General features: G+C 67.3%; 15 protein-coding genes and 2 pseudogenes. 11 read left to right on the top strand and 6 right to left on the bottom strand.

From position 1 onward, the window contains the following. Positions 1 to 69 precede the first annotated feature (69 nt). The gene (locus ABZX02_RS12985; protein WP_355297749.1) at positions 70 to 963 is read left to right on the top strand and encodes a pentapeptide repeat-containing protein; all 894 of its coding nucleotides are present in this window, start codon (positions 70 to 72) and stop codon (positions 961 to 963) included. Positions 964 to 994: 31 nt separating this feature from the next. Further along, entirely contained in the window at positions 995 to 1,396 is a 402-nt protein-coding gene (locus ABZX02_RS12980; protein WP_355297747.1) for a DUF4259 domain-containing protein, read from the top strand. A 73-nt stretch (positions 1,397 to 1,469) separates the two neighbouring features. On the opposite strand, the gene ABZX02_RS12975 is transcribed toward ABZX02_RS12980, so the two are convergent. Beyond that, positions 1,470 to 2,489, bottom strand: a complete 1,020-nt coding sequence (locus ABZX02_RS12975; protein WP_355297745.1) for a CBS domain-containing protein — start codon at positions 2,487 to 2,489, stop codon at positions 1,470 to 1,472. Between the two features lie 119 nt (positions 2,490 to 2,608). On the opposite strand from ABZX02_RS12975, the gene ABZX02_RS12970 reads away from it, so the two are divergent. The 4 genes from ABZX02_RS12970 (at position 2,609) to ABZX02_RS12955 (ending at position 7,717) form a co-directional block, all read left to right on the top strand. Continuing rightward, complete coding sequence (locus ABZX02_RS12970) at positions 2,609 to 4,468, top strand: NHL domain-containing thioredoxin family protein (RefSeq protein WP_355297743.1); 1,860 nt, start codon at positions 2,609 to 2,611, stop codon at positions 4,466 to 4,468. A gap of 36 nt (positions 4,469 to 4,504) precedes the next feature. Continuing rightward, positions 4,505 to 4,798 (top strand): co-chaperone GroES, encoded by a 294-nt coding sequence (locus ABZX02_RS12965; protein WP_089919073.1) that lies wholly within the window; start codon positions 4,505 to 4,507, stop codon positions 4,796 to 4,798. A gap of 76 nt (positions 4,799 to 4,874) precedes the next feature. Next, positions 4,875 to 6,878 (top strand): VanW family protein, encoded by a 2,004-nt coding sequence (locus tag ABZX02_RS12960; protein WP_355297741.1) that lies wholly within the window; start codon positions 4,875 to 4,877, stop codon positions 6,876 to 6,878. 110 nt (positions 6,879 to 6,988) lie between these two features. After that, entirely contained in the window at positions 6,989 to 7,717 is a 729-nt protein-coding gene (locus tag ABZX02_RS12955; protein ID WP_355297739.1) for a DUF1206 domain-containing protein, read from the top strand. On the opposite strand, the gene ABZX02_RS12950 is transcribed toward ABZX02_RS12955, so the two are convergent. Next, positions 7,681 to 8,124: a hypothetical protein gene (locus ABZX02_RS12950; RefSeq protein WP_355297737.1), complete on the bottom strand. Its 444-nt coding sequence runs from the start codon at positions 8,122 to 8,124 to the stop codon at positions 7,681 to 7,683. The two genes, ABZX02_RS12955 and ABZX02_RS12950, sit on opposite strands and share 37 nt — an antisense overlap. A gap of 172 nt (positions 8,125 to 8,296) precedes the next feature. Here ABZX02_RS12950 and ABZX02_RS12945 point away from each other — a divergent pair. Both ABZX02_RS12945 and ABZX02_RS12940 read left to right on the top strand, forming a co-directional pair. After that, positions 8,297 to 8,614, top strand: a pseudogene (locus ABZX02_RS12945) (MFS transporter); the annotation flags it as partial. A gap of 270 nt (positions 8,615 to 8,884) precedes the next feature. Continuing rightward, positions 8,885 to 9,106: pseudogene (locus ABZX02_RS12940) on the top strand (Cmx/CmrA family chloramphenicol efflux MFS transporter); the annotation flags it as partial. A 71-nt stretch (positions 9,107 to 9,177) separates the two neighbouring features. On the opposite strand, the gene ABZX02_RS12935 reads toward ABZX02_RS12940, so the two are convergent. Continuing rightward, positions 9,178 to 11,013 (bottom strand): acyl-CoA dehydrogenase, encoded by a 1,836-nt coding sequence (locus ABZX02_RS12935; RefSeq protein WP_355297736.1) that lies wholly within the window; start codon positions 11,011 to 11,013, stop codon positions 9,178 to 9,180. 151 nt (positions 11,014 to 11,164) lie between these two features. Further along, positions 11,165 to 12,199 (bottom strand): FAD-dependent monooxygenase, encoded by a 1,035-nt coding sequence (locus tag ABZX02_RS12930; protein ID WP_355297734.1) that lies wholly within the window; start codon positions 12,197 to 12,199, stop codon positions 11,165 to 11,167. An 82-nt stretch (positions 12,200 to 12,281) separates the two neighbouring features. Between ABZX02_RS12930 and ABZX02_RS12925 the strand changes: the two genes are divergently transcribed. Continuing rightward, the gene (locus ABZX02_RS12925) at positions 12,282 to 12,860 is read left to right on the top strand and encodes a TetR family transcriptional regulator (RefSeq protein WP_355297733.1); all 579 of its coding nucleotides are present in this window, start codon (positions 12,282 to 12,284) and stop codon (positions 12,858 to 12,860) included. On the opposite strand, the gene ABZX02_RS12920 is transcribed toward ABZX02_RS12925, so the two are convergent. Then, positions 12,822 to 13,460, bottom strand: a complete 639-nt coding sequence (locus ABZX02_RS12920) for a response regulator transcription factor (RefSeq protein ID WP_355297731.1) — start codon at positions 13,458 to 13,460, stop codon at positions 12,822 to 12,824. The two genes, ABZX02_RS12925 and ABZX02_RS12920, sit on opposite strands and share 39 nt — an antisense overlap. Before the next feature lie 278 nt (positions 13,461 to 13,738). Here ABZX02_RS12920 and ABZX02_RS12915 point away from each other — a divergent pair, with 278 nt between their 5' ends. Beyond that, entirely contained in the window at positions 13,739 to 15,247 is a 1,509-nt protein-coding gene (locus tag ABZX02_RS12915; RefSeq protein WP_355297729.1) for a sodium:solute symporter family protein, read from the top strand. A 143-nt stretch (positions 15,248 to 15,390) separates the two neighbouring features. Then, positions 15,391 to 15,807, top strand: coding sequence for a hypothetical protein (locus ABZX02_RS12910; RefSeq protein ID WP_355297727.1), 417 nt, complete (start codon positions 15,391 to 15,393; stop codon positions 15,805 to 15,807). A gap of 63 nt (positions 15,808 to 15,870) precedes the next feature. Here the strand turns inward: ABZX02_RS12910 and ABZX02_RS12905 are convergent, their stop codons facing one another. After that, positions 15,871 to 16,242, bottom strand: coding sequence for a hypothetical protein (locus ABZX02_RS12905; protein WP_355297725.1), 372 nt, complete (start codon positions 16,240 to 16,242; stop codon positions 15,871 to 15,873). Between the last annotated feature and the right edge of the window lie 30 nt (positions 16,243 to 16,272).

Here is a 16,272-nt window from a genome sequence, read left to right as displayed (position 1 = left end):
ATGAGGGCTACCAACCGGTTCCGGTCAATTCCGTCCCGCTGGGCGAGACTCTGCGGCTAGTTTCTGCCGGTGGACTCCGGATTGCTCTGGTCGATCAAGCGGCACATCGGCCTGGTGGTGCTGATCGGCCTAACGGTCTTTGCGGCGTCCGCCGCACTTCTCTGGGCCGCACTGGGGTTTCCGGCCGCGGCAGCGTCCAGGCTCGACATCATCAAGGTCGCGCTGACCGTCGTCGCGGGCGTCGGCGGCGTGGTGGCCCTGGTCGTCGCGTACCGCAAACAACGCATCAGCGAGACCGCCGAGACCCGCGAACGCACCAAACTGCTCAACGAACGCTTCGGCGCGGCCTGCACCCAGATCGGCAACGAGGCCCCGACCGTCCGCCTGGCCGGCATCTACGCGCTGGCGTCGCTGGCCGACGAGTGGCCGGAACAGCGCCAGGTCTGCATCGACGTGCTCTGCTCGTACCTGCGCATCCCGTACGAACCGTCGCTGGAGTCCGAGTGGTACCTCGACGCGGAGTCCGAGGTGCGCCTCGCGATCACGTCGGTGATCTCCCGCCACCTGCGTGAAGGCGCCCCGGTCAGCTGGCGGGGCCACGACTTCGACCTGGTCCGCGCGGTCCTGCGCTCGGCCGACTTCTCCGGCATCCACCTCCCGTCCGGGAAGTTCTTCCTGAGCCTGGCGCGGTTCCCGGCCGGCTGGATCTCGTTCGACGGGATGGTCGTGAACGGCGGCGAGGTGTGGTTCGGCGGCGCGAGCTTCAACGGTGCGCGGGTGACGTTCGACGGCGCCGAGTTCCGCGCCGGGAAGGTGAGGTTCGAGGGAGCCGGCTTCAACGGCGGCGAGGTGTCGTTCCGCGGGGCGAGGTTCCTCGGCGGTGAGGTGGACCTGTCGGAAGCGGTGATCACCGTGGCGCCGATCTTCGACGAGGGCGAGAAGCCGGGACTCAGGCTGCCGTGAATTGTCGGTGCCGGATGTCATGATCGCCGCCATGGGCACCTGGGACATCGGACACTTCGACAACGACACGGCCGCGGACTTCTCCGGCCACCTGGACGACGCACTGGAGACCGAACGCGAAGCCGTCGTGCGCAAGGCACTGGTCGAGACGATCGAGACCGAGGACTTCCTCGACAGCTACGAGGCCTGCAAGGCGGTGGCCTCGGCCGCGCTGATCGCCGCGCAGCTCCCCGGAGGCACCCCGATCACCACCTCGTACGCCCCGAAGAAGCCGCTGCCGACCTTCTCGCCGGAGCTGCGGCCGCTCGCCGTGCAGGCGCTCGACCGCGTGCTGACGCCCGAGTCGGAGCTGCTGGAGCTGTGGGACGAGACCGAGTACGGGCCGCAGTGGCGGCAGAGCGTGGCCGACCTGAAGGCGGTCCTTCTGACCTGATTGCGGCGAAAGCCGCAGCTCTGGATGCGTCACGACGGTTGCAGAACCGGTGGAGCGCCACACTCCTCGCCGATCAGGCGTCCGGCTCCAGCTTGCGCAGCCACCGGACGAAGTTGTCGAGGTGCGTCAGCTGGCCGGAGTCCAATGGGTCGGGACTAAAGTGCATGACTTCGTTACGAACCGATCGGACGTCGTTCAGTGCTTCGATGAATACCTGCCGGTCGAGCTTCCAATCGAGTTGTTCCCAACGGCTCGGCTCATCTAGCAGGCGGACACATTCGCCAAGCGTCAGGTCGTCTGCGGAAGAGACCTGTCGTTGAGTGTCCCTGGGGTTCTTGCATGCCGCAATTTCCTCGCAGGTGAATTGCGAGTTTATTCTTCTGCGAAGCCTTCGTTCGATTTCCGCCAGTACAAAGAAAGGGTTTGCGAGATCGGCGAATTGTTGGCTCAGGTCTGCTGTGGTCACGATTCCTTGGATTGTCTTGTCCTTTGAAAGAACGAAGACAAATCCGGCACTCATGATCAGTGGCACGCGGGCCAGCAGGTTGTCTCGTCCGTAAACCGTTTCTACTCTGGTGATGGCTTCTCTGAGCGGTGCATGAGGATTCCTGATGCGGGCCTGGGCGATCGACTCCCAGCTCACTGCCCCGCGTAGGTTGCGAGAGCCGGACATGACGGCTAGTTGCGAGAAGTCATGTCGCATCATGAGTGACTGTGCCGTAGCCAAACTGCTGTCTGGCGCAACACTGATAACACTTATGTTCGCTGATGGAAGGTTATCGACTCTTAAGGCAACATCAGGTAGTGCATGGTCTGTGATCTCCGTGCTTTCGAGGCTGGGGCTGACCGGCGCAAGCTGCTTCGTGACGCTGATGGGAACCAGCGTAACCTCGTTGTCGATCCAGCAGTCTGTGAATTCAGGTGTCGTTGTCAGGCCGGCTTCCTTGAGTTCGCGCTCAATCTGTTCAACGATCCAGTATCCGCGGCGTTTGGCTCCCCAGTGTGCAAGTAGCTGGCGAACCGTCAAGCGAACACGGTCGTTTAGTGCGCGGCTTGCCGCGTCCTTCAGAAACTCTGCACGCGCTTCGCGCATTACGGGAGCCAACCTTCGCTGGTGACGCTGCAGTAGTAGTGGTGCCTGAAAGATCGTGTGGCGCTGACACAGCGTTACGGCTGAGTGTGAACCGCGAACAGGGCGGTCTTTCTCACCTGATGGACCGCGGAACAGCGCGACCGTCCACAGTGTTGGATACGGCCGTGACGACTGCGAAGCGCCGAGCCCGTGTCCGTGCCCCTGAACTGGTCGGACGCGGCTGGCTGAACACCGGCGACGCCACGGTCAGCCTGAAGGACCTGCGCGGCAAGATCGTGCTCCTCGACTTCTGGACGTTCTGCTGCATCAACTGCCTGCACGTCCTCGACGAGCTGCGCCCCCTGGAGAAGGAGTTCGAGGACGTCCTCGTCACCATCGGGGTGCACTCGCCGAAGTTCGTCCACGAGGCCGACGCCGACGCGCTGAAGGCCGCCGTCGAACGGTACGAGGTGCACCACCCGGTGCTGGACGACCCCGAGCTCACGACGTGGCAGAACTACGCCGTCAAGGCGTGGCCGACGCTGAACCTCATCGATCCCGAGGGCTACGTCGTGCACGTCGCCGCTGGTGAGGGGCACGTCGAGGCGCTGAGGACGATCATCAGGGAACTGGTCGAGGAGCACGACGAGAAGGGCACGCTGCACCGCGGCAGCGGTCCGTACCAGGCGCCGGAGCCCGCGAGCACCACGCTCCGGTTCCCCGCCAAGGCGATCGTCACGCCGAACAACACCATCCTGGTCAGCGACTCCGCCCACCACAGCATCGTCGAGCTCGAAGCCGACGGCGAGACCCTGATCCGCCGCATCGGTACCGGCGCACGCGGCAGGCAGGACGGCCTCGAGCCCACCTTCTCCGAGCCGGCCGGGCTGACGCTGGTCCCCGGCACCAACCGCGTCGTCGTCGCCGACACGGTCAACCACCTGCTGCGCGGCCTCGACCTCGACACCGGCGAGGTCACGACGCTCGCGGGCACCGGCGAGCAGTGGCGCGACGGCGAGACCGACGGGCCCGCCGACAAGATCGACCTCACCAGCCCGTGGGACGTCGCGTGGTGGAACGGCGGTGTCGCGATCGCGATGGCCGGCAACCACACGCTGGGTTTCTACGACCCCGCCTCGAACACCGTGAAAAGGCTCGCCGGCACGACCGTCGAAGGCATCAACGACGGGCCGGCGGAAGGCGCTTTCTTCGCGCAGACGTCCGGGCTCGCGGCCGACGGCGACCGGTTGTGGATGGTCGACTCCGAGACCAGCGCGCTGCGCTACCTGGAGCACGGCGAGGTCCACACCGTCGTCGGCAAGGGGCTGTTCGCGTTCGGGCACAAGGACGGTGACGCGGACGAGGCGCTGTTGCAGCACCCGCTGGGCGTCACGGTCCTCGGTGACCGCTCGGTCGCGATCAGCGACACCTACAACGGCGCGGTCCGGCGCTTCGACCCCGAGACCAACACGCTGACCACCATCGCCTCGGACATCGCCGAGCCGTCCGACGCGCTCGTCGTGGACGGTGAGCTCGTGGTCGTCGCGAGTGCCGCGCACCGGCTCGAACGGTTCTCCGCTTCGGCCACGAAGATCGACGGCGCCGCCCACGAGGTGAAGCGGCCGTCGACCGACATCGGGTCCGGGGCGTTCGAACTGGCCGTCGTCTTCACCCCACCGAAGGGGACGAAACTGGACGAAAGGTATGGCCCCTCAACGCGTTTGGAGATCACCAGCTCGCCTCCGGAGCTGATCCTCGAGGGCGCGGGCATCAGCACTGAACTGGTACGCGCGTTGCGGATCAACGATCAGGTCACGAACGGCGTTCTGCACGTCGTAGCGCAGGCCGCCAGTTGCAGTGACGATCCTGCCGACGAACACCCGGTCTGCCGTCTGACCAGGCAGGACTGGGGTGTGCCGGTTCGAGTCGTTGCCGATGCACCTACCCGTCTGCCGTTGCTCATGGGCGGCATGGACGAGGAAGGTCAGCAGGGCACGTAGACTCTGCTGGTGCCTGATGTCAAGCTCGAGATCCAGATGCTGTACGACCGTGTGATGGTCCGCATCTCGCCCGAGGACGGGGAGAGGCGTTCCAGCGGAGGCATCGTGATCCCCGCTACGGCCCAGATGGCGAAGCGGTTGGCGTGGGGTGATGTGTTCGGAGTCGGTACCAGCGTGCGCCACGTGAAGGTCGGCGACCGGGTGATGTTCAACCCGGAAGATCAGCTTGAGGTCGAGGTGCAGGGCACCACGTATCTCGTGATGAGGGAACGCGATCTGCACGCGGTTGCGACGGAGCTCACCGAGCACGGTACTGGTCTGTACCTATGAGCCGCCGGTTCGTGATCTGCGCCTGATAGCTACACACATATGCCACCTCAGGAGAGACAGGGCAACGGGGAGAGCTGTGCCGTACGACGCTGACAAGACGAGAGCGATGCCTCCGGTGGGTCCCGGCGGCACGGCCTCGGAGCAGACGACCAAGATCACGCCGGTCCAGGTGGACGCCTCGACCGAGGCGTGGCCGTCTGAGGAGCCGGACGCGAACGAGCCGACGGTCACGGCCGCCGTGCCCAACGTCGGCTTCCCCGCCGCCGACGCGGCCACCGAGTACATGAAGCCGGTGACGCCGCCCGAGCCGCAGCCCCTGCCCCAGCCCGAGGACTCCGGCGTCTACGGCCCGGTGATGATCGAGCCGGGCGAGGACGAGGCCCAGCCGAAGAACACGAAGAAGAAGGCGCTGATCGTGGCCGCGGCCGTGGTCGGCGCCTTCGGTCTGCTCTACGGCCTCGACATGCTCGTCTCCAGCGGCAACGTGCCCCGCGGCGTGCTGGTGGCGGGCGTCGACGTCGGCGGCATGAGCCACGACGAGGCAGAGAAGAAGTTGCGCGACGAGATCGGCCCGCGCCTCGGCAAGCCCGTCGCGCTCAAGGCGGGCGACGTCACGTCCGAGCTCGACCCGAAGGCCGCCGGCCTGGAGCTCGACTGGAACGGCACGATCGAGCGTGCGGGCAGCCAGCCGCTCAGCCCGTTCACCCGCGTCACCTCGTTCTTCACGAGCCGCGAGGTCGGCGTCGCGACCAAGGCCGACGACGCGAAGGTCTCCAGCGCGCTCGAGGCCCTGCGCCCCAAGCTCGACCACGACCCCATCGAGGGCACCATCAAGTTCGAGGGCGCGAACCCCGTCGCCGTCGAGCCGCACGACGGCCAGAAGCTCAAGGCCGAGGAGGCCGTCGGCGCCGTCGTCGCGAACTGGGCGTCCGGCAGCCCGGTCGAGGTCCCGATGGACTTCACCCCGGTCAAGACGACCAAGGAGGGCGTCGAGAAGGCGCTCAACGACATCGTGAAGACCGCGGTGTCGGGTCCCGTCGTGATCAAGGGCGAGGGCAAGGACGCGACGCTCACCCCGGAGCAGATCGGGTCCACGCTGGCCTTCGCACCCGGTGAGGGTGGCGCGCTGAACGTCACGCCGAACAAGGACAAGCTCGCCGAGGTGACCACGCCGCAGCTCAAGGACACGGTCAAGCAGGGCAAGGACGCCGAGATCGTCTTCGAGGGCGGCAAGCCCACGGTCAAGCCCTCGGTCGACGGCCTCGACCTCGACTGGGACAAGAACCTCCAGCCGTACTTCGACACCCTGAAGAAGACGGACGCCCGCGAGGTCAAGTTCGAGTACAAGCACACGCCCGCGAAGGTCACGACCGAGCAGGCGAACAAGATGGGCATCAAGGAGGTCATCGGCGAGTTCACGACCGGTGGCTTCGCCCCCGCCTCCGGCGTCAACATCCGGGTCGTGGCCGAGAAGGTCAACGGCGCGATCGTGAAGCCCAAGGAGACTTTCAGCCTCAACAAGTACACGGGTCCGCGCGGCACCGCGCAGGGCTACGTCGAGGCGGGCATCATCGAGAACGGCATCCCCGGCATGGCGGTCGGTGGCGGCATCTCGCAGTTCGCGACCACGCTCTACAACGCGTACTACTACGCGGGTATGAAGGACGCGGGCCACCGCGAGCACAGCTACTGGATCACGCGGTACCCGAAGGGCCGCGAGGCCACCGTGTTCATGGACGGCGCGGGCAACAGCCTGATCGACATCTCGTTCACGAACCCGGACGACACGGGCGTGGCCATCCAGACGATCTGGACCGGCTCGTCGATCACGATCAAGCTCTGGGGCACCAAGAACTACGACGTCAGCGGCTCCACCAGCGGTGACTTCGCGCCCACGCAGCCGCAGGAGAAGAAGGTCAACAAGGCGGGCTGCACGCCGAGCAACGGCGCCCCCGGCTTCTCGGTGACCGACACCCGCACGATCACGGACCGCCGCAGCGGCCAGTCCCGCAGCGAGTCGCGGACCGTCAAGTACGATCCGCAGTTCAAGATCGTGTGCGAGCCGCCGCCCGGCGGCTGACACAATTGCTGGTTCAACAGTGGCCACGCGCGGGTATTCACCCGTTCGTGGCCACTGTTGCGCATGAGGCGCGAAGACACCCCGTCGTCCAGACGCTGGGTCGCGCGGGAATGGTGTTGTACGGGGTCGTGCACGTCCTGGTGGCGTGGCTCGCGATCCAGGTCGCGTTCGGCGACTCCGAACAGGCCGACTCGAAGGGTGCGGTCAGCGACATCGCCCAGGGCGGCGCGTGGTTGCTGTGGTTGCTCGCCATCGGGCTCGTGTGCTTCGCGCTGTGGCAGTTGCTGCTGGCGTTCGTGGGCTACACGTACATCGGCAAGAAGCGCAAGCGCATCTCGAAGCGCATCGGCTCCGCCGCGCGTGCCGTCACCGCCACCGGTATCGCCCTCGGTGCCTTCAAGTACGCGACGGGCTCCGGCAGCGGCGGTGACCAGAACCAGCAGCAGCAGGAACTCACCGCGCAGGTGCTCTCGTGGCCCGGCGGGCAGTTCATCGTCGGCGCCGTGGCGATCGGCATCCTCTGCATCGCCGGCGTGATCATCTACAAGGGCATCAAGAAGTCCTTCGAGAAGGACCTCGACATGAGCCGGGCGCCCAAGTGGATCGAGCCCGTCGGCCGGATCGGCTGGATCGGCAAGGGCAGCGCGTACGGCGTCATCGGCGTGCTCGTCGGGCTCGCCGCGATCAACGCCGACCCGCAGCAGTCCGGCGGCATGGACAAGGCGCTGAAGACGTTGGCAGCACAGCCTTACGGCATGTTCCTGCTGACCGCCGTTGCGATCGGCATCGCCGCGTTCGGCGTCTACTGCTTCGCGGCGGCGCGCGCTCTCAAGGAGTGATGGCGGTCCGCGGCCTCCTGGGCCTGCACCGTCATGGAGGAGAGGACCAGCCCCGGCGCGACGTAGAAGACGTTGGGGCTGCTGGTGTCCGGACCCCAGCCGGGGCTGCCTCGCAGCAGCAGGAGGTCGCCGGGGTTCGGGCTCATGCCCTCGAACCACGACTCCTGCTCGACTCCCGTCCGCTCCCACACGATCACGGCCTTGGCGCCGTGCTTCGTCTTCTGGGACACCTGCGCTACCCGAGCGAGCTCGGCCTCCGGTGAGGCCTGCAGCTCGTCCATGTGCTGCCGGTAGCCGAACCACAGCCGGTCCTGACGCACCTGCCGGTTCTTGAGGCGTCGCAGCACGATCGCCGCGAGCGCCACGACGCCGGCGAACGCGCACGTCATCAGCAGGTACAGGAACACGGCCCAATCTTTGATTCCGAACGAAGGCCTGTCAACTGACAACGAAATCAAGATGCGTGACGTGAGTCGCTCACGCTAGCGTGCGGTCCATGTCGACTCCTGAGGCGGACAGGGCCGGGTCTGCGGTGTAGCCGTCAGCCCCGAAAACCCCCTCAGCCCTCGGAGTCCCTCCGTGCCCTTTTCGCTGTACCTGCTCGCCCTGGCCGTGTTCGCCATGGGCACTTCCGAATTCATGCTGGCCGGTCTGCTGCCGTCGATCGCGGCCGAGTCCGGCGTCTCCCTCGGCACCGCCGGTCTGCTCACCTCCGCGTTCGCCGCGGGCATGGCCGTGGGCGCGCCGCTGATGGCGGTGCTCGCCCGCGACTGGCCGCCGCGCCGGAGCCTGTTCGCGTTCGTCGCCGTCTTCCTGGCCGCGCACGTCGTCGGTGCCGTCACGACGGAGTTCGCGGTGTTGCTGGTGTCCAGGGTGCTCGCGGCCCTCGCGAACGCCGGGTTCCGGGGGTGCGCTGCTCGGCACCGCTTTCGGTTGGCGCGCAACGTTCCTCGCGGTGGCCGTGCTCTGCGTGCCGGCCACGGTCAGTGTGCTGGCGGGGATCCCGTCCCACCGGAACGGGTCGCGCCACCCGCGCTGGGGCGGCAGCTCGCCAAGCCGAGGCTCGTCCTGGTGATCATGCTCGCGGTCGTGGTGAACGCGGTGACGTTCGGCCACTTCACGTTCCTCGCCCCGGTGGTCACCGGCGTCGCGGGGCTGGACGAGTGGTGGGTGCCGGTCGCGCTCATGCTGGTCGGCGCGGGCTCGTTCCTCGGAGGCCACCTTCGGTGGCCGGCTCGCGGACTCATCGCCACGGCCGCGGTGCTGGTCGGCAGCACGCTGATCGCGCGCGTCCTGCACCACGCGTCGGGGGCGCCCACGATGGCCGGTTCCTACGCGACGGCCGCGTTGAACGTCGGCGCCGCCGTCGGACCGGTGCTGCTTTCCCTGTGAGCGCACGAAAAACGGGTCCTCACACCTCGGGCAGGAGGTGTGAGGACCCGTAGTCCTGCGAGAGCGTCCTAGAAGACGTTCTCGTCGATGTCCATCAGCGAGTTGTCGGTGGACTCGGTGATCTTGCGGCGGGCGGTGAGCTCCGGCAGCACGTTCTTCGCGAAGAACGACGCCACGGCGACCTTGCCCTCGTAGAACGCCTTGTCCTTGGCCGACACCGTGCCGCCGAGCTTCTGCAGCGCGACCTCGGCCTGGCGCAGCAGCAGCCAGCCGACGAGCACGTCACCCGCGGTCATCAGCAGGCGGACCGAGTTCTGGCCGACCTTGTAGAGGTTGCGGACGTCCTCCTGCGACGAGGTCAGGAAGCCGACCAGGGCGCCGAGCATGCCCTGCAGGTCCTCGAGACCCTGCTTGAGGAGCGCGCGCTCCTCCTTCAGGCGACCGTTGCCGCCCTCGTTGTCCAGGAAGGACTGGATCTCGCCGTTGATGAACGCGAGCGCCTGGCCCTTGTCGCGGATGATCTTCCGGAAGAAGAAGTCCAGCGACTGGATGGCCGTGGTGCCCTCGTACAGCGAGTCGATCTTCGAGTCGCGGATGTACTGCTCGATCGGGTACTCCTGCAGGAAGCCCGAACCACCGAGCGTCTGCAGCGACTGCGCGAGCTGCTCGTACGCGCGCTCCGAGCCGACGCCCTTGACGATCGGCAGCAGCAGGTCGTTGACCTGGGCCGCGAGCTTGGCGTCGTCGCCGCCGAGCATCACCTTGTCCTGGAACGTCGCGGTGTAGAGGTACACGGCGCGCAGGCCCTCGGCGTACGCCTTCTGCAGCATCAGGCTGCGGCGGACGTCCGGGTGGTTGGTGATGGTGACGCGCGGGGCGGTCTTGTCCGTCATGCGCGTGAGGTCGGCGGACTGGACGCGCTCCTTGGCGTAGGACAGCGCGTTCAGGTAGCCGGTCGACAGCGTCGCGATGGCCTTCGTGCCGACCATCATGCGGGCGTACTCGATGACGTCGAACATCTGCGCGATGCCGTCGTGCACCTCGCCCAGCAGCCAGCCCTGGGCGGGCGTGCCGTGCTGGCCGAACGTCAGCTCGCACGTCGTGGACGCCTTGATGCCCATCTTGTGCTCGACGTTGGTGACGAAGGCGCCGTTGCGCTCGCCCAGCTCACCGGTCTGCGGGTCGAAGTGGAACTTCGGCACGAGGAACAGCGACAGGCCCTTGGTGCCCGGCTTCGACTCGACGCCTTCGCCCTCGGGACGCGCGAGCACCATGTGCATGATGTTCTCGGTCAGGTCCTGGTCGGCCGAGGTGATGAAGCGCTTCACGCCCTCGATGTGCCAGGAGCCGTCGTCCTGCTTGATGGCCTTGGTGCGACCGGCACCGACGTCGGAACCGGCGTCCGGCTCGGTCAGCACCATCGTGGCGCCCCAGCCGCGGTCGATCATCAGCTGCGCCCAGTGCTGGTCGCGCTCGGTGCCGTTGTTGTAGACGACCGTCGCGAAGCTCGGGCCCGCGAGGTACATGTAGATCGGCGGGTTGGCGCCGAGGATCAGCTCGGACGCGGCCCACGCCACGGAGGGCGGGGTGCCGAAGCCGCCGAGGGACTCGGGCAGGAACATGCGGTACCACTCGCCGTCCCACACGGCCTTGTACGACTTCTTGAGCGACTCCGGCAGCGTGGCCGAGAAGGTCGTCGGGTCGTACTTCGGCGGGTTGCGGTCCGCGTCGGCGAACGAGTCCGCGAGCGGACCCTCCGCCAGGGTCTTCATCTCGGCCAGAACGCCGCGCGCGGTGTCCTCGTCGGACTGCTCGAACGGCCCCGTGCCGAGGTGGTCCTGCACGTTGAAGACCTCGAACAGGTTGAACTCGAGATCCCGGACGTTGCTCTTGTAGTGGCCCATCTCGTCAGCTCACTCCTCAGGGTCGCGGCGGGGTCGCCTACTGACCGGTAACAACAGAGTATTACTCGACAGTAACCCCGGCAAGGCCGACCACCCACTGGTGGCGAAGTAGACAGTCCTCCGAGTGACCTGAATCGGGCATGAGTGCCGGTCAGACGCGTATCGGGCGTTCCGGGACCATCTTGAGCAACGCGGGGTTCGTGCGCTCGGCGAAGCTGACGGCGCGCGGCAGCATGACCGATTCGTAGGCCGGGACGCCGTCTCGGACACCGTGCTCGGCGATCGCGAGCGCCAGTTCGGCCGCGTCCTGCATGGCGAGGTTCGCGCCGACGCCCAGCGGGGGCTGCAGGTGGGCGGCGTCGCCGAGCAGTGTCACGCCGGGGGTGTGCTCCCAGGTGTGGGGCACCGGCAACGAGTAGAGCGGCCGGTGGATCGGCTCTCCGTCGAGGAACGCCGTGAGCGACGGGTGCCAGCCTGCGTACAGGTCCAGCAGTTCGGCGTGCGACGGCCTCCAGTCCTCACGCGCGCGCATGCACGCGTACGCGCGGATTTGGTCGCCGCTGTTGCGCTGCGACCAGATCATCAGGCCGTCGCCGTCGGCGACCATCGTGCCCTGGCCGGTGAGCTCCAGCAGTGCCTCGTCGTGGTCGTGCCTGATCTCGACGAACAGCACGCCGGTGTAGTGCGGCTGGGCCGGGGACACGGCCCCGCGCACCCGCGACCAGGCCCCGTCCGCGCCGATGACCAGGTCGAACCTGTCGGTCGAGCCGTCGAGGAACGTGATCTCGCCCGGCCGTGCCGAGGCAGCGCCGAGCCCCCAGGCGACGGTGTCCGGCGCGAGCGAGTCGAGCAGGAGCCCGCGGAGCTGACCCCGGTCGATCTCCGGCCGGAAGTCGCCCTCCGCCGGCTCGTGCTCGACCAGCGCGGCCGTGACGTGGTCGACCTTGCGCTGCTCCTGGCCCTCGAACCGGGCGAGGGCGCGCCATTGCTCGAACAGCCCGGCGGCGCGGACGGCCTCCTGGCCGCTGTCGGCGTGCAGGTCGATGGTCCCGCCCTGCTGGCGCGCGTCCGGCGAGCTCTCCCGCTCGAAGACCGTGACGTCGTCGAAGCCGTGCAGCTGGAGGACGCGAGCGCAGGTGAGGCCGCCGATGCCGGCTCCCGCGATGGCGATGCGTGGTGTGCTCATGCCATCGATGAAAGCGGATCAACTACAAAAGTGCAATCACTACACTTTTGAAGTGGCTCAACTCCCAGGGTAGGATTCGGCCGTGACCGAACTCGGCCGCCGTGAGCGCAAGAAGCTGCAGACCCGTCAGTCGATCGCCGACGCGGCGCTGGAGCTCTTCCTGGCGCGCGGGTTCGACGACGTGGGCGTGAAGGAGGTCGCCGACCGCGCGGACGTGTCGGTGACGACGCTGTTCAAGCACTTCCCGAGCAAGGAGGCGCTGCTCTTCGACGAGGACTCGGAGATGGAGTCCGCGCTGGTCGCGGCCGTGCGCGAACGGCCGGCGGGGCAGTCGATCCCGCAGGCGCTGCGGCAGCACTTCGTCGGCGCGGCCAGGGGGCACGCCGACCACCCGTTGTTCGGGACCTTCGCCCGGCTGGTGGAGAGCACGCCGGCGCTGCGCGCGTACCAGCGCACGATGTGGACGCGGCACGAAAAGGCGCTGGCCAGGGCCATCGCCGAGGACGTCGGGGCGCCGCCGGACGACGTCCGGTGCGCGGGGCTCGCCCGGTTCGCGCTGGAGTCCCGCGACGTGATCTTCGGACGGCCGGACCGCGAGCGGGCGGCCGAGGAGTTGTTCGGCCTACTCGAGCACGGCTGGGCGGCCGATCAGCAGGCCTGACCGGTAGGCGAGCGAGACCGCGTGCGTCCGGTCGCGTGCGCCGAGCTTGCGCAGGATTCCCTTCACGTGGGTGCGCACGGTCTCGACGGAGACAACCAGTTCGCCCGCGATCTGCTGGTTCTCCAGGCCCTCCGCGATCAGCGTGAGCACCTCGTACTCCCGCCGGGACAGCGTCGGTCGTTCCTTCGGCCGGAGGTCGGGGTGCACGTAGCCGCGTGAACGGAAGGTTTCGGCTATCACCCGCACGATCTGCTCCGGCTGGGCGCTGCGCGGCACGACACCGCGGACACCGGACTCCAGTGCGGTGGTGACGTAGTTCGCATGCGAGTGCGCGTCGCGGACCAGTCCGATCACGAGCAGCGTCGGGTCGCGCTCGACCAGCAGACGGGTCACGTGGCCCAGCGGGTCGAGCACGGAGTCGATGAGGAGCACGTCGGGGCGCAGCTTCTCGTGCAGCCGAACGGCCGCGTTCGCCTCACCGGTCGACCCGAGCCAGCGCAGGCCGGGAGTACGCCTGACCAGCGCGGACAGGCCTTCGCGGTAGAGCGGTACAGGGTCGATCAGCGCGACGCCGGGAGCAGGCCGGCCGGTCGGGAGCATCAGCACCTCCGTTCGTGCATCCGGATGAGTGACGTTCGTCCTCCGTCCGTGTGACGCGGAATCGGGCCGTAAATGGGACCGGGACCATTCTCGGCCCAGACTGTTCATATTTATGAACAAGGGTCACGAATGTGATTCAAGACGGCCGAAGGTCTTCCGCCGCGGGGCAACAGTCTCGTAAGACCTACGTCACATATCCCGTGCGGATGTGCCAGGTTCCCGCCGCCATGAGGCCTGGTGCTCTCGCGGGCACACGTGTGTGCACGCAAGGAGGTCACATGGGCACCCTCGATTGGATCGTGGTTGTCGGCTATTTCTTCGTGATGGTCGCGATCGGGCTCTGGTCGCGCGGGCGGGTCCAGAACATCGCCGACTTCTTCACCGCGGGCGGCAAGATGCCGTGGTGGCTGTCCGGCATCTCCCACCACATGTCGGGCTACAGCGCGGTCATGTTCGTGGCGTTCGCCTCCGAGGCGTACCGGCTCGGGCTCACCGTCTACGTGTGGTGGTCGCTGACGATCGGCATCGGCGTCGGCATCGGCGCGTTCCTGTTCGCACCGCGGTGGAACCGGCTGCGCTCCAAGCACGACGTCAAGTCACCGCTCGAGTACCTGGCCAAGCGGTACAACCTGCCCACCCAGCAGGTGATGGCCTACGCGGGCGCGCTGCTCAAGGTCGTCGACATCGCCGCCAAGTGGGCGGCCGTCGCGATCCTGCTGCGCGGCTTCGCGGGCGTCCCGATCACCTGGGGCATCGTCATCATCGGCCTGGTCACGATGGTCTACTCGGTGCTCGGCGGCCTCTGGGCCGACGCGCTCACCGACTTCGGCCAGTTCATCATCCAGGCGGCCGCGGGCTTCGCGATGTTCATCGCCGTCGCCGGCACGCTCGGCTGGGGCTTCCCGGTGACGATCTGGGACAAGCTCCCCGAGAGCCACAGCGACCCGCTCGCCGGCCCGTACACCTCGACGTTCCTCATGGCGCTCTTCCTGATCAAGACGCTGGAGTACAACGGCGGCATGTGGAACCTGGCGCAGCGCTACATGGCCGCGCCGTCCGGCTTCGCGGCCAAGCGGTCCGCGCTGCTCTCGTCCGCGCTGTGGCTCGTGTGGCCGCTCGTGCTGTTCTTCCCGATGTGGGCCGCACCGCTGATCGTGCCGGGCCTCGAAGGCGCCCAGGCGGAGAACGCCTACATCGAGATGGGCAAGCAGATGCTGCCCGCCGGCATGATCGGTCTGGTCCTGGCCGGCTTCTTCTCGCACACGATGGCCATGGTGTCGTCGGACGCGAACGTCATCGCCGCCGTGATCAACCGCGACATGCTGCCGCACATCTGGAAGAAGGTGAAGACGTTCTCCGCGGACAACCAGCTCGTGCTGGCCCGCGTCACGACGTTCCTCTTCATCGGCGTCAGCATGATCATCGCCATCGCGTCCGGAGGCCAGGGCTTCGTGCTCAAGGTGGTCGTCGACCTGGTCGCCGCCACGATGGGACCGATCGCCATCCCGTTGATGCTCGGCCTGCTGCCGTGGTTCCGCAGGATCGGTTCGACCGCGGCCATCGCCTCGGTCGTCGGCGGTCTCGGCGTGTGGGCGTTCCTGTACATCGAGCAGATGAGCAAGGCCGCCTGGGTGACCAAGGGCGTGCTCGTCTCGTGGCCGCTGCTGGTCTCGCTGGTGCTCTACCTGACGATCGGCTTCCTGAAGAAGGAGCCGTCGCGCGAGCGCGACATCCTGCTCGACTCGCTCAACTCCGACGAGCCGGAAGCGGAGAAGGTGAAGGCGTAAGCCTTCCGTCCTGCATGGTCCTCGCGGCGGCGCACCCGAACCGGGTCGCCGCCGCGAGCCAAGGACGTCCGTGTGGCGCATCGGTTCCGTGGCGTGCGTCATCGTCGCGAGACTCTTCCCCCTCCCGCATGCACAGTGGATGCATGGGTAAGTGGTCTCCTGGAGACGACGCGGAACTCGCCACGGGCTGGCGGTTCTGGCTGGAGCTGAGCGATCGCGTCTGGCCGGACCCCTCGTGGGACGGCACACCGGCCGACGCCATCCGCCAGGTGCGGTCGCTGCTGGCCGTGTGCGAGGAGATCCGGCTCGCGTACCTCGCGGAGACGGCACGGCCGTCCGTGGCGCTGTTGCAACTCCTGCAGTCGATGTCGTTCGTCGCGTCGTTCGCGGTCGACCTGTGGCACGACGACACGCACCCGTTGGACGTCGAGCGCGCCGAACTGCTGCACGGGGACTTGGCGTCGTTCGCCGAGCACGTTGCGGGTGTGCGCGCTGCGCTCGCACGCGGTGGTGGCTGGGTGGAACTGGACCGCCGGCCGTGGGGTCTTCCGGTCGACTGACGAGCAGCAGGAAATGCCGATCGTCCTCCGAGAGTGAGGACGATCGGCATTTCCTGCGGCGGCCTAGACGATCAGGTCGGTTTCGATTCGCCTGAGCTGGTGGCGGGCCAGCGCGAGGTTCGCGTTGTCCCTTTCCAGGACGAGGTACAGGAACAGCGATCCCCTGTTCTTCACGCCGCTCATCAAGCGGATCAGGTGGTACTGCCGGTGCAGGGTGATGAGGATGTCCTCGATGCTGTCGCTCAGGCCGAGCGACTGCATCACCCGGAGTTTGGAGCGAATGACCTCGGTGTTGCCGGCGGCCGCGATCTCGAGGTTCAGCCAGTCGCCTCCGCCGCTCGTGCCGAGCGACATTCCGCTGTCGTAGTCGACCAGCGCGACACCGACAGCGCCGGAGATGGACATGGCTTCTTTCAACGCGGTATCGATGTTCATCAAACTCCACTTTTCTGTGTCGACTGGTGA

Origin of the sequence: Lentzea sp. NPDC003310 (assembly GCF_040610935.1) — a bacterium.
Taxonomy (GTDB): Bacteria; Actinomycetota; Actinomycetes; order Mycobacteriales; family Pseudonocardiaceae; genus Lentzea.
The sequence above is the reverse complement of the archived record's forward strand: the minus strand, read 5'-3'. Positions and strand labels throughout refer to the sequence as shown.